Raw genomic sequence first — 12,080 nt, 5'->3', positions numbered from 1 at the left:
CTTTGCTCGCCAGAGCAAAGCGGGTCGGGATCTTGTCTCTCCACACGCAGCGTCGCGCGCGGCGGACCCCCATCCCGACCTTCCCCCTTGCAGGGGGAAGAAGAAACGTCGCTGCGCTCCATCCGGGCGACAAAGCACGACCCTATTTCGCCACCACGCTCCACTTGGTGACGATCGCTTCGCTCATCTCGCCGGCGTCCTTGGCGCAGGCGACTTCGTCGACCTTCACCGAGATTTCCTTGCCGGAGAGGCTTTTGAGCTGCGCGGCCTGGGCATCGTTGGTCGGAATCAGCTGGAAGGTTTCCGGCCCGGTCTCGAGATTGCACAGACCGTTCGGCGGCGGCAGACGGCGCGGCTCGCTGGTGATCTGGTAGGTCGCGACTCGCTTGCCGCGGTTCTTGGCGTCGCGCACCTTCATCGCGCTGAGTTCGCCCGACAGCACGTCGCCGGCGTGGATCATCTTGCCGGGCTTCTGCGGCGCGTCGGCCTGCTGCGCGATGGCGCAAGGCGCGGCGAACGTTGCCGCCAGAAGCGCAAAGCTCAAGCGTACGCCGAATCGGTGTGCCGTCATTGTCAGTGGTTCCGTATCTTGATTCGTCAGAGCGTGAATGACCGTCCCCGAATCGGCATCCACCCTACCATTTTGTTTCGCTGCGATCTTTTCGGATTGTGACCGATCGCTTGGCGCCTGACGCCGTGCTCGGCGCCGGCATCGCGCGCTAGAACAGCGTCCGCTGCCGCATGGCGGCAGATAGCGTACCTTCATCGAGGTAATCAAGCTCTCCGCCGACCGGCACGCCATGCGCCAGCCGCGTCACCCGCACATTGGCCTCCGACAAGAGGTCAGTGATGTAATGCGCCGTGGTCTGGCCATCGACGGTCGCATTGAGCGCCAAAATGATCTCGCTGACCTCGGGCGCATGCGCACGCGCCACCAGCTGATCGATGGTGAGATCCTGGGGACCGACGCCGTCGAGCGGCGACAGCGTTGCGCCGAGCACGTGATAGCGGCCATTGGTCGCATTGGCGCGTTCCAGCGCCCAGAGGTCGGCGACGTCCGCGACCACGACGATGATCGAGGGATCGCGGCGCGGATCGGTGCACACCGTGCAGGGGTTTTGTGTATCGATGTTTCCGCAGGTCTTGCAGACCTGGATCTTGTCGATCGCGACCTGCAGCGCCGCGGTCAGCGGCGTCATCAGGGCTTCGCGCTTCTTGATCAGATGCAGCGCCGCGCGCCGCGCCGAACGGGGCCCGAGGCCCGGCAGCCGCGCCAGCAACTGGATCAGGCGTTCAATCTCGGGGCCGGCAACGCTCGCGGCCATTAGAGCATGACCCGGAAAAGTGCGAAGCGGTTTTCCGAAAAGGCCATGCTCAAACAAAGAGCCAAAGCACGATGATTCATCTCGATCTCGCTGCGCTCTAAGTCGGACCAAATCCCGGCGGCAGGCCGAGCCCGCCGGTCAGCGCCATCATCTTCTCCTGCATCGCGGTCTCGGCCTTGCGGCGGGCATCGCCATGGGCGGTGACCAGGAGATCCTCGAGCACCTCGCGTTCCTCCGGCTTCATCAGCGACGGATCGATCTTGATGCCCTTCACTTCCATCTTGGCGGTCATGCGCACCGTGACCAGGCCGCCGCCGGAGATGCCTTCGACCTCGACATTGCCGAGCTGTTCCTGCATCTCCTGCATCTTGGATTGCAGCTGCGCTGCCTGCTTCATCATGCCGAGAAAATCAGCCATGCGTGCGTCCCTGTAGCCAAATATCAATCGTCGTCGCTGTCGGAAGTTTCAATCAGGTCTTCGCCGGTCGCATCCGAAACCGGAACCTCGGCGGCAAGGCGGCGGACCTCGACCACCTTGGTGCCGGGGAAGCGCGCCAGCACCTCCTGCACGCGCGGATCGGCCTCGGCGGCGCGCTGATGCTCGCTGCGCGCCAATTCGTTCTGCGAGCGCACCGTAGGCTGGCCGGCCTCGTTGGAGATGATCACGGTCCAGCGCCGCCCGGTCCACAGTTCGAGCTTGCGCGACAGATCGGTGACGAGCGCGCGCTGCGCCTTCGGCTCGAGGGCGATCTCGAGCTGGCCGTCCTCGATGCGCACCAGCCGCACATCGGCCTCCAGCGCACTCTTCATCATGATGTCGCGCTTCTCGCCGGCGAGCGCGATCAATTGCGGAAAGCTTGATATCCGCAGCGCCGGCGCGGCATCGGCGACCGGCGCGGCCATCTGCGGACGCGCGGCGAGATCGGCGCGCGGCGCGGCCTGCGGCGCGCGCACCGGCGCCGACGGCATGGCCGACATCGCCGAGCTCGGTGCGCCGCGTGACGGTGACGACGTGGCGGAACCCGACGTCGCGGGCGCCGCGCCGCCGCCGTTCTGCTCGATCATCCGGATCGCCTCATCCGGCGTCGGCAGATCGGCGACATAGGCAATCCGCACCAGCACCATCTCGGCGGCAGCGGCCGGACGCGTCGCGGTCTGCACCTCGGCGATGCCCTTGAGCAGCATCTGCCACATCCGCGACAGCACCCGCATCGACAGCTTGGCGGCGAACTCGCGCGCCCGCACCCGCTCGGTCTCGCCGAACGCGACATTGTCGGCCGTCCCCGGCACGAACTTCACGCGGGTGACGAAATTGACGAACTCGGCAAGGTCGGACAGCACCACGACCGGATCGGCGCCGACGTCATATTGCGCGCGGAACTCGGCGAAGGCGGCGGCGATATCGCCGCGCGCCAGCTGTTCGAACAGATCGATCACGCGGGTGCGGTCGGCGAGGCCGAGCATCTGCCTGACCGCGTCGGCCTTCACGTTGCCCGCGGCATGCGCGATCGCCTGGTCGAACAGCGACAGCGAGTCGCGCACCGATCCCTCGGCCGCGCGCGCGATGATGCCGAGCGCCTCGGGCTCGACCTCGACGCCTTCCTTGGCCGCGATGTTGCCGAGATGCTTCATCAGCACGTCGGCTTCGACGCGGCGCAGATCGAAGCGCTGGCAGCGCGACAGCACCGTGATCGGAACCTTGCGGATTTCGGTGGTGGCGAACACGAACTTGGCGTGCTCCGGCGGCTCCTCCAGCGTCTTCAGGAAGGCGTTGAACGCCGCCGTCGACAGCATGTGGACTTCGTCGATGATGTAGACCTTGTAGCGCGCGCTCGCCGGCGCGTAGCGCACGCTGTCATTGATCTGGCGGACATCGTCGACGCCGGTGTGGGAGGCGGCGTCCATCTCCAGCACGTCCATGTGCCGGCTTTCCATGATCGCCTGGCAGTGCACGCCGAGGTCGGGCATGTGGATGGTCGGCCCCTGCACCGAACCGTCCGCCTTGGCGTAGTTCAAGGCGCGGGCGAGGATGCGTGCGGTGGTGGTCTTGCCGACCCCGCGGACGCCGGTGAGGATCCAGGCCTGCGGAATCCGCCCGGTCTCGAACGCGTTCGAGACGGTGCGCACCATGGCCTCCTGGCCGATCAAATCCTCGAAGCTGGAGGGGCGGTATTTGCGGGCAAGAACGCGGTAGGGTTTTGCGGCGCCCGGCGCGCCGCCGAGATCGAAACCGCCGTCAGAGCTTCCTTTGCCGGCGCCGTCGGACGGTTGTGAGGGGTCGCCAGCGTCATTCATGCGTCGATCCGCAACTTGGGTGTCTCTTCAGCCGGCGTGCGGATAGGAGCCAAAATCGAGCGCCGGGCGCGGAGACCGCCATTCCAGCGCGATTCGCTCGGAAAAACAGGTAGGAGACTGACGAGCGACCCGATCCGGACCTCGTTAGGGCTGCTTCCTTCCGGACCTGACCCGGTTGGCGAGTGGCTCGTCCACCGCCAATCTCCCGGTCCCTATTTGGGGCCAAAACCGCCGGAAAGCAAGCGGCCTGACCCGGCTTTGTAAGGCTGGCTTTGTGGGACTTGTCTGGGAACACGGAAAGGCATTATTTGCCTCCCATGCCCGCCTCCAATTGGTCGCTGCACTCGCAGCTCAAGAAAGACACCATCGACATCGGCGACCTGCCGCTGTGCAAGGTGCTCGTCATCAAGGATGCGCATTATCCGTGGCTGCTGCTGGTGCCGCGGCGCGACGGCGCGGTCGAGATCATCGACCTCGACGAGGTCGAGCAGGCGCAGCTGATGACCGAAATCACTCGCGTCTCGCGGGCCCTGAAAGAGGTCACCAAGTGCGACAAGCTGAATGTCGCCGCGCTCGGCAACCTCGTGCCGCAACTCCACGTCCACATCATCGCGCGCCGCACCAGCGACGCTGCATGGCCGCGTCCCGTTTGGGGCGTGATGCCGCCGCTGGCGCATGACGCCGAGGAAGTGCAGAATTTCATCAGCGCGCTTCGCCGCAAGATCTGGTTGGGTTGAACATTCAATGTCTGCATTCGATTCCTTTCCGCTCGGCCAGCCGGCCTTTGTCACCCACGTGCTGGACCGCGCCGCGCATCTGCGCACCAACGACGAAAAACTGTTCGCGCTGGAAGGCCACCGCGAAGCTAGAGCCTACGTGATCTATCGCGACTCGCTGGTCGTGAAGCAGGAGGACGGCGGCGCCCGCGCGCTGCTCTCGCTGGAGGAAGCCCGCAGTTACGGCGCCAATCCCGGCACGATCTTTCTCGGGCTGCGCGATGCCGCGCCGATCTTCGGCATGGGGATCGCGCCGCAGGCGGCCGAGAAGCTGGTCGGACGCAGCGACGTCGCGATCACCGAATTGCGCGGCATGGCGATGCAGGGCGTGGTGCCGCCCGAGCAGCTCTCGGCCATCGCGATGGCGAAATCGATGGTGACCTGGCATCAGCGCCACGGCTTCTGTCCGAACTGCGGCACCCGCACCGCAATGAAGGACGGCGGCTGGAAGCGCGAATGCCCGAGCTGCAAGGCCGAGCACTTTCCGCGCACCGATCCGGTCGTGATCATGCTGGTCACGTATGGCGACAAGGTGCTGCTGGGACGGCAGAAGCAGTTCATGCCCGGCATGTATTCCTGCCTCGCCGGGTTCGTGGAAGCCGCCGAGACCATCGAGGACGCCGTGCGGCGCGAGATTTTCGAAGAGTCCGGCATCCGCTGCACCGACGTCAATTACTACATGACGCAGCCCTGGCCCTATCCGTCATCGCTGATGATCGGCTGCACCGCGCGCGCGACCAACGAGAACATCGTGGTCGACCGCACCGAGCTGGAAGATGCGCGCTGGTTCGACCATGCCGAGGCGGCGCTGATGCTGAAGCGCCAGCACCCCGACGGGCTCGCCGGCCCGCATCCGTTCGCGATTGCCCATCATCTGCTCGGCCGCTGGGTGCACCACCAGAACCCGTTGGACAAATAGCGGGAACCGGACATCGTTCTGCCGATTAAGCTGGACACAGTTCTGGCAGTAACGGAACCATTGCGACGGATCCCCGCATGAATTTTCAGAACGGCGCCCCGAAAGTCCCGCCCCGCATCCTCTGCATCGGCCTGCCGGTGCGCGACCTGACCTTTCGCGTCAGCGTTCCGGCGCGCGGCTCCAAGGAGAACGCGACGCATTTCGACGAGATCTGCGGCGGCAATGCGCTGAACGCCGCCATCGGCATCGTCCGGCTGGGCGGGCGCGCTTCGATCTGCGGCCCGATGGGCGATTCGCAGGAGACCTCGAGCCGCTACATCTTCGACAAGCTCGCCCAGGAAGGCATCGAGACCAATCATCTGATCCACATGCCGAACCTGGTCACCCCGATCTCGGCGATCATGATCGACGACAGCGGCGAGCGCACCATCGTCACCTTCCGCGATCCGGAGCTCTGGAAGGTCAAGCTGCCGCCGACCGAGCTGCTGCTGGAGGATTGCGCGGCGATCCTGACCGAGAGCCGCTGCGCGCCGTTCTGCACCGAGCTTTGCGCCGAGGCGGTCAAGCGCGGCATCCCCGTGGTGGTCGACGTCGACCGCGCGATGTCGATGCGGGAGGGACTGCTCACCGCCTCCTCCCATCTGGTGTTCTCCAGCGAGCCGCTGCAGGAGACCGCCGACGTCACCGACGATGGCCAGGCGCTGCACAAGCTCGCCAAGCTCACCCCCTCCTTCCTGGCCGGCACCCGCGGGCCGATGGGCACGATCTGGCTCAACGAGAACGGCGAGCTCGAGGAAACCCCGGCCTTCCCGGTCCATACCGTCGACACGCTCGGGGCCGGCGACGTCTTCCACGGGGCATTCGCCCTCGCCATCACGGAGAAGCAGCCGTTGCGGGACGCGCTCCGCTTCGCCTCGGCCGCTGCAGCGCTGAAATGCACCCGCTTCGGGGGTGCTTATGCCGCACCGCAACGTACTGAAGTTGAAGAGTTTTTGGGTCAGCACGCCGACGCCAAGCCGGCCTGAGCCGCCACGAATCGCTTGATTTGGAAGATTCTTCTCTATATGAGGGATATTGAACCTTCATATGGAACTTTCTTCTATGACCGATGTCGCCATTCAGCTTCATGACAACAGCCGCCGCCTCGACGCGATCGATCGCAAGATTCTGACCGTGCTGCAGGAGGATGCGTCGCTCTCCGTCGCCGAGATCGGCGACCGGGTCGGCCTGTCGTCGACGCCGTGCTGGAAGCGCATCCAGCGGCTGGAGGCCGACGGCGTGATCCTGCGCCGCGTGGCGCTGGTCGACCAGAACAAGATCGGCCTCGGGATTTCGGTGTTCGTCTCGGTCGAGAGCGCCGACCATTCGGAAGCCTGGCTGCGCAAATTCGCTGATGCCGTCAGCGCCATGCCCGAGGTGATGGAGTTCTACCGGATGGCCGGCGACGTCGACTACATGCTGCGCGTCGTGGTCGCGGACATGCAGGCCTACGACGTGTTCTACAAGAAGCTGATCAGCGCCGTGCCGCTGAAGAACGTCACCTCGCGCTTCGCGATGGAGAAGATCAAGTCGGTGACGGCGCTGCCGGTGCCCGCGGCGTAAGCGCCGCCGCACAATCCCACACGATACGCTCCCAGGTAGTTCACCCGTTCGGCATTTACCTGAAGTTAGCGGCCGCAGCGGTATTCTGCTGCGATGGAGCCGGGGGACATCATCCCAGCGAAACGACGGCCCGCCTGGCTGGGCGCGGCCGCATTGCTGATCGCGAGCTGGATCGCGGTCGCAACGCTGTCGTTGCAGGTGCGTGCGGGCAGCGATGTGGTGGCCGTGGCCTTTCCGCCATGGTGGCGCGCCGAGCGCGTGCTGCAGGCCGCCGCATCCGCCGATGCGTCGATCGTTCGGATGACCGCGATCCCGGCCCTGCTGGTGGTGCGGCCTGACCGCAATGGCGGGCTGGGCCGGCTGTACGAGGCCGGCGCCTTGCTGACCATGGATCCGCAGGCGATCGCCGGCTGCTTCAGGGCGTATGACGATCTGGGGGTTGGGGATGACCTTCGAAGGCGATGAAATGGCGGCCCTGCGCGAGACGGCCAGCAAGATCCTGCTCGTGGTGCTGTGGCTGCACGTTCCGATCGCGATCATCGTCGGCATGACGCTGCACACCGACTGGCTGATGCCGGCCGGCTTCATGGTCGCGATGGCGCTGGCCGCGACGGTGTCGTGGCGCGTCTCGGGGAACGGCGTTTCAACTCGCCTGATCGTTGCCGTGGCCCTGATGGCCGGCGTGTCGATGCTGGTCTACCAATTTGCCGGGCACCGCTGGCAGGTCGACATGCACATGTATTTCTTCGCCGCGCTGGCGTGCCTCGTCGCCTATTGCGACTATCGGCCGATTGTCGCCGGCACTTTGGCGGTTGCCCTGCACCACCTGACGCTGAATTTCATCCTGCCGGCTGCGATCTATCCCGGCGGCGCCGATTTCGGTCGCGTCGTTCTCCACGCCGTGATCCTGCTGATCGAGGCCGGCGTGTTGATCTGGCTCGCGCACACGCTTGCCGAACTGTTCAGGACGTCGGCGCTGAAGGCGGCGGAGGCCGAGGCCGCCGGTGCCGCCGAGGCGCGCGCCAATGCCGAGCGCATCGAGGCCGAACGCGCCAAGCACGATCGCGATGCCGCGCGGCGCGAGCTCGCCGCCGGCTTCGAGCGCAAGATCGGCGAAGTCGTCGAGGCCGTCGCGGTGGCGGCGGGCGCGATGCAGGACCTGTCGGCGACGATGAACGGCAGCAACGCGGAAACCATCCGCCAGGCCACCGCCGCCGCCTCCGCATCGACGCTGGCCTCCAGCAATGTGGAAACCGTCGCGTCCGCGACCGAGGAGCTGACGGCCTCGATCAACAACATCGCCGAGCAGGTGACGCGCTCGGCGCGGATCGCCGCCAAGGCCGCCGACGAGGCACGCCGCACCAACGGCGTCGTCGAAGGCCTTGCCGCCGGCACGCAGAAGATCGGCGAGGTGGTGACGTTGATCCAGAGCATTGCCAGCCAGACCAATCTGCTCGCCCTGAACGCAACCATCGAAGCGGCGCGCGCCGGCGAGCATGGCCGCGGATTCGCCGTGGTCGCGAGCGAGGTCAAGGCACTGGCCAACCAGACCGCCAAGGCGACCGAGGAGATCTCGGCGCAGATCCAGGATATCCAGAGCGCGACCGGCGCGGCCGTCAGCGCGATCGGGAGCATCGGCACCACGATCGCGGAGATCGACCAGGTCTCCGGCGAGATCGCGGCTGCCGTCGATCAGCAGGGCGCGGCGACCCGCGAGATCTCCAGCAATTTGCAGCAGGCCGCCGATCGCACGCGGGACGTCAACAAGGGCATCCTCAACGTCAACCGCGCCTCCGAACAGGCCGGCAGCGCGACCGCACAACTGCTAAATGCGGCGAACGGCCTGTCGTCGCAGTCGGAGTGGCTGAAGACCGAGCTGGACCGCTTCCTGGCTTCGCTGCGGGCGGCGTGAGGACTGTCATCGGCTGGTCCCGTCTACGCCGAGACTTCGACGACGCCACGAGTGCGCAGCGCGCCGAAGCTTAGCGGAGGCGGCAATCCGGGTGATGACAGGTGTGGGGGACTAAGACTCCTTCCGCTTGTCGTCCCTGCGAAAGCAGGGACCCATACGCCGCGGCGGATGCGATGGATGGGACCCGTCGTTCCGGCGTCGCGCAACAATGAACTTCGGTGGTTATGGGTCCCTGCTTTCGCAGGGACGAGATCGAATTTGATTTGGCATCGCCGGCCAAGCAACGCGGTGTAGTCGCCCGCGAAAGCGGGCGATGACGAGTTGATTCGCGGAAAGCCCGCCTCAAATCTTCTGATTGTACTCGCCGACCTCGGGATGCGTGCGCAGCACGGTATCCATCGCCTCGAACATGTCGTGCATGCGCCGCTCGCTGACCGGGCTTTCCACCACGACCACGAGCTCCGGCTTGTTCGAGGACGCGCGCACCAGGCCCCAGCTGCCGTCGGCGACCGTGACGCGCACGCCATTGACGGTGACGAGGTCGCGGATGTTCTGGCCCGCGACCTTCCCGCCGTTCTGCTGCAACGCTTCGAAGTGCTTCACGACAGCATCGACGACGCCGTACTTCGCCTCGTCGGCGCAATGCGGCGACATGGTCGGCGACGACCAGGTCTTCGGCAGCGCGTCCTTCAGGTCGGCCATCGACTTGCCGGGGGCGCGGTCGAGCATCTCGCAGATCGCGATCGCCGACACCAGGCCGTCGTCATAGCCGCGGCCGAACGGCTTGTTGAAGAAGAAGTGGCCGGACTTCTCGAAGCCGGCGAGCGCGCCGAGCTCATTGGTGCGCCGCTTCATGTAGGAATGGCCGGTCTTCCAGTAGACCGTCTTCGCGCCCTGCTTCTGCAAGACGGGGTCGGTCACGAACAGCCCGGTCGACTTCACGTCGACGACGAACTGCGCGTTGGCGTTGATCGCCGACATGTCGCGCGCCAGCATGACGCCGACCTTGTCGGCAAAGATCTCCTCGCCGGTGTTGTCGACCACGCCGCAGCGGTCGCCGTCGCCGTCGAATCCGAGGCCGACATCGGCCTTGTGCGCCAGCACCGCATCGCGGATCGCGTGCAGCATCTCCATGTCTTCCGGATTCGGATTGTATTTCGGGAAGGTGTGATCGAGCTCGGTGTCGAGCGGGATCACATCGCAGCCGATCGCCTCCAGCACCTGCGGCGCGAACGCGCCCGCGGTGCCGTTGCCGCAGGCCGCGACGACCTTCAGCCTGCGCTTCAGCTTCGGCCGGCTGGTGAGGTCGGCGATGTAGCGCGCCGGATAATTCTCGTGGAATTGATAGGAGCCGCCGGCCTTGTTGTTGAATTCGGCGTTGAGCACGATTGCCTTCAGCCGCGACATCTCGTCGGGACCGAAGGTGAGCGGACGGTTGGCGCCCATCTTGACGCCGGTCCAGCCATTGTCGTTATGCGAGGCGGTGACCATGGCGACGCAGGGCACATCGAGATCGAACTGCGCGAAGTAAGCCATCGGCGTCACCGCGAGCCCGATGTCATGCACCTTGCAGCCCGCCGCCATCAGGCCCGAGATCAGCGCGTATTTGATCGAGGCGGAATAGCCGCGGAAGTCGTGACCGGTGACGATCTCCTGGCGGACGCCGAGCTCCGCGATCAGCGCGCCGAGCCCCATGCCCAGCGCCTGCACGCCCATCAAGTTGATTTCCTTGTTGAACAGCCAGCGCGCGTCGTACTCGCGAAACCCGGTCGGCTTCACCATCGGCTCGGATTCGAAGGCATAGGTGTTCGGAACCAGCACGGATTTCGGCTTGGGAAACATGGGTCGGCCTTATGGTCGTATGCAGAAAAACTTCGTCGCAGCCTTTAGCGAATGCATCGCCGCAGCGGAAGGCAGGATTGACGGCTTGTGGCTAATAATTGCGGCAGATTTGGCGTCGGCGAAATACTGTCGTCATCCACCCAAACTTGCCCGGCAGCGCAATATGCACGCTGTCGCGCCCTACGAGTTGGTTGACCGCCAATCGCTCCGACCCAGCATGGTTTCTGCAGGGGGGGGGCAGGGAAGGACAGGCATTGCCGTGCGGTTGTTATTTCAGCCGCTCCCGGCGCTCTGCAATCTGCGCATCGAATAATTGACACGTCGGGCAACTCACCGATATATTTTCATCGTCGCAACAATTAAGCCCGCACCGGAAAATCCGCTGCGGGCTTTTTGAATCGGACAGGCCGCTGTCAGCCAGTACACTGCCGAGCGCGCCGAAATTGGCCACCGCAGCGAGCCGAACTGGCTGATAGCCAGGGCCGCCCCCACCGACAGACGGGCGCCCCGGCGAAGACGATGGGCAAGCCGAACCGGAAGCGACACTTCCGCGCCATTGCGCAAGCCATCCTTTAAGCACTTGCCTTCAAACATCTAAAGCCAACCCAGCCCTCTCCGCGAGGTGCGGTCACGCACGGGCTCGCCCGAAACTGTCCGCAATATCTGTAGGTAATGATCATGCCTGATTACTCTCTGGTGCCGGTGGATCATCAGCCGGACTTCGATGACTACTCGCTCGTTCCCGTTGACCACGATCCGTTCGCCGCGGATCGCCTTGCTCAACAGGCGCAGATTCAACAGCCGCCGACACCAACTCAACCAGCGCAGCCACAGCCGCAAACCCAGCGGCAACAGCCCGCGACAGGAGCCGGTCAGCCTGGCGTCAATGGGCCAGCGACTGGCAACAGCCCCAGCGGATCGGATGGCATCGTCGGCATCAAGCGCTTCGGCGGCGACGAAGGTGGTGACTATCCGAGCCGCAATGCGGGGATCGGTTTCGAGAGCGCGGAACGCGCATGGGACGCTGCCCGCAAGGAAATGATAGACCTTGGTACCCAACATTACCCGGAAGAGACCAAGAGCAGGGGTTTCATCCCGGAGTTGGGCGTGGAAATTCATAAGCGCAACGGACTATATTACTACGATCAGATAGCGCGCGGATTCCAAGACGGAGCGCTCGGCGGTGGTGTGGGGTTTGGCGATAGCGGTGCGGTGGCACGTGGGCACATGCACTGGGATAATCAGCACGAGAGTGATGGAGATCTAAACAATGCGAAAGCCTACTCCCAGAAAACTCCGGATTATCGAGCGTGGGTTGGATCTTGGGATGGGAGCTATTTGTATTGGCTTCACGGCAAGCCGACGGGGTCGAGAATGCCTGATTGGAATCGATACAAATATTGAGTCAT

General features: G+C 64.8%; 13 protein-coding genes and 1 other RNA gene. 7 read left to right on the top strand and 7 right to left on the bottom strand.

Translation table 11 applies throughout. The features are described 5' to 3' along the window. Positions 1 to 142: 142 nt before the first annotated feature. The 5 genes from QA639_RS03545 to ffs form a co-directional block, all read right to left on the bottom strand. On the bottom strand, positions 143 to 571 hold the full coding sequence (locus QA639_RS03545; RefSeq protein WP_198400150.1) for a hypothetical protein: 429 nt from the start codon (positions 569 to 571) through the stop codon (positions 143 to 145). A 148-nt stretch (positions 572 to 719) separates the two neighbouring features. Continuing rightward, positions 720 to 1,325, bottom strand: a complete 606-nt coding sequence (gene recR / locus QA639_RS03540) for a recombination mediator RecR (RefSeq protein WP_028335942.1) — start codon at positions 1,323 to 1,325, stop codon at positions 720 to 722. A gap of 97 nt (positions 1,326 to 1,422) precedes the next feature. After that, positions 1,423 to 1,743: a YbaB/EbfC family nucleoid-associated protein gene (locus tag QA639_RS03535; protein WP_028335943.1), complete on the bottom strand. Its 321-nt coding sequence runs from the start codon at positions 1,741 to 1,743 to the stop codon at positions 1,423 to 1,425. A 23-nt stretch (positions 1,744 to 1,766) separates the two neighbouring features. Further along, positions 1,767 to 3,620 carry a DNA polymerase III subunit gamma/tau gene (locus tag QA639_RS03530; RefSeq protein ID WP_283089183.1) on the bottom strand — a complete coding sequence of 618 codons (1,854 nt, stop codon included), beginning with the start codon at positions 3,618 to 3,620 and terminating at the stop codon, positions 1,767 to 1,769. 109 nt (positions 3,621 to 3,729) lie between these two features. Next, positions 3,730 to 3,826: signal recognition particle sRNA small type (gene ffs, locus QA639_RS03525), an RNA gene on the bottom strand. Positions 3,827 to 3,937: 111 nt separating this feature from the next. On the opposite strand from ffs, the gene QA639_RS03520 reads away from it, so the two are divergent. From QA639_RS03520 to QA639_RS03495, 6 genes are all read left to right on the top strand, one after another. Beyond that, positions 3,938 to 4,357, top strand: coding sequence for an HIT domain-containing protein (locus QA639_RS03520; protein ID WP_050419929.1), 420 nt, complete (start codon positions 3,938 to 3,940; stop codon positions 4,355 to 4,357). A gap of 7 nt (positions 4,358 to 4,364) precedes the next feature. Beyond that, complete coding sequence (gene nudC, locus QA639_RS03515) at positions 4,365 to 5,315, top strand: NAD(+) diphosphatase (RefSeq protein WP_283089182.1); 951 nt, start codon at positions 4,365 to 4,367, stop codon at positions 5,313 to 5,315. 77 nt (positions 5,316 to 5,392) lie between these two features. Then, positions 5,393 to 6,340 (top strand): sugar kinase, encoded by a 948-nt coding sequence (locus tag QA639_RS03510; RefSeq protein WP_038385636.1) that lies wholly within the window; start codon positions 5,393 to 5,395, stop codon positions 6,338 to 6,340. 76 nt (positions 6,341 to 6,416) lie between these two features. Beyond that, positions 6,417 to 6,917 carry an Lrp/AsnC family transcriptional regulator gene (locus tag QA639_RS03505; RefSeq protein ID WP_016848075.1) on the top strand — a complete coding sequence of 167 codons (501 nt, stop codon included), beginning with the start codon at positions 6,417 to 6,419 and terminating at the stop codon, positions 6,915 to 6,917. A 153-nt stretch (positions 6,918 to 7,070) separates the two neighbouring features. Further along, positions 7,071 to 7,382: a hypothetical protein gene (locus tag QA639_RS03500; protein ID WP_283089181.1), complete on the top strand. Its 312-nt coding sequence runs from the start codon at positions 7,071 to 7,073 to the stop codon at positions 7,380 to 7,382. Next, positions 7,363 to 8,829 carry a methyl-accepting chemotaxis protein gene (locus tag QA639_RS03495; RefSeq protein ID WP_283089180.1) on the top strand — a complete coding sequence of 489 codons (1,467 nt, stop codon included), beginning with the start codon at positions 7,363 to 7,365 and terminating at the stop codon, positions 8,827 to 8,829. Before QA639_RS03500 ends, QA639_RS03495 begins: the two co-directional genes overlap by 20 nt. A 342-nt stretch (positions 8,830 to 9,171) precedes the next feature. Here QA639_RS03495 and QA639_RS03490 read toward each other — a convergent pair whose 3' ends face one another. Continuing rightward, positions 9,172 to 10,671: a phosphomannomutase/phosphoglucomutase gene (locus tag QA639_RS03490; protein WP_028335949.1), complete on the bottom strand. Its 1,500-nt coding sequence runs from the start codon at positions 10,669 to 10,671 to the stop codon at positions 9,172 to 9,174. A gap of 330 nt (positions 10,672 to 11,001) precedes the next feature. After that, a complete protein-coding gene (locus QA639_RS03485) occupies positions 11,002 to 11,265 on the bottom strand; it encodes a hypothetical protein (protein WP_283089179.1) in 264 nt (87 codons plus the stop codon). An 84-nt stretch (positions 11,266 to 11,349) separates the two neighbouring features. Between QA639_RS03485 and QA639_RS03480 the strand changes: the two genes are divergently transcribed. Then, complete coding sequence (locus QA639_RS03480) at positions 11,350 to 12,075, top strand: hypothetical protein (RefSeq protein ID WP_283089178.1); 726 nt, start codon at positions 11,350 to 11,352, stop codon at positions 12,073 to 12,075. Positions 12,076 to 12,080: the final 5 nt, after the last annotated feature.

The organism is Bradyrhizobium pachyrhizi (assembly GCF_029714545.1).
GTDB lineage: Bacteria > Pseudomonadota > Alphaproteobacteria > Rhizobiales > Xanthobacteraceae > Bradyrhizobium > Bradyrhizobium pachyrhizi.
The sequence above is the reverse complement of the archived record's forward strand: the minus strand, read 5'-3'. Positions and strand labels throughout refer to the sequence as shown.

Bases quoted from the DNA above. Each gene is read 5' to 3' on its own strand.
- QA639_RS03530 (WP_283089183.1), bottom strand. From the start codon at position 3,620: ATGAATGACGCTGGCGACCCCTCACAACCGTCCGACGGCGCCGGCAAA.
- QA639_RS03480 (WP_283089178.1), top strand. From the start codon at position 11,350: ATGCCTGATTACTCTCTGGTGCCGGTGGATCATCAGCCGGACTTCGAT.
- QA639_RS03490 (WP_028335949.1), bottom strand. From the start codon at position 10,671: ATGTTTCCCAAGCCGAAATCCGTGCTGGTTCCGAACACCTATGCCTTC.
- QA639_RS03505 (WP_016848075.1), top strand. From the start codon at position 6,417: ATGACCGATGTCGCCATTCAGCTTCATGACAACAGCCGCCGCCTCGAC.
- QA639_RS03520 (WP_050419929.1), top strand. From the start codon at position 3,938: ATGCCCGCCTCCAATTGGTCGCTGCACTCGCAGCTCAAGAAAGACACC.
- QA639_RS03535 (WP_028335943.1), bottom strand. From the start codon at position 1,743: ATGGCTGATTTTCTCGGCATGATGAAGCAGGCAGCGCAGCTGCAATCC.
- QA639_RS03510 (WP_038385636.1), top strand. From the start codon at position 5,393: ATGAATTTTCAGAACGGCGCCCCGAAAGTCCCGCCCCGCATCCTCTGC.
- QA639_RS03545 (WP_198400150.1), bottom strand. From the start codon at position 571: ATGACGGCACACCGATTCGGCGTACGCTTGAGCTTTGCGCTTCTGGCG.
- QA639_RS03495 (WP_283089180.1), top strand. From the start codon at position 7,363: ATGACCTTCGAAGGCGATGAAATGGCGGCCCTGCGCGAGACGGCCAGC.
- nudC (WP_283089182.1), top strand. From the start codon at position 4,365: ATGTCTGCATTCGATTCCTTTCCGCTCGGCCAGCCGGCCTTTGTCACC.
- QA639_RS03485 (WP_283089179.1), bottom strand. From the start codon at position 11,265: ATGTTTGAAGGCAAGTGCTTAAAGGATGGCTTGCGCAATGGCGCGGAA.
- recR (WP_028335942.1), bottom strand. From the start codon at position 1,325: ATGGCCGCGAGCGTTGCCGGCCCCGAGATTGAACGCCTGATCCAGTTG.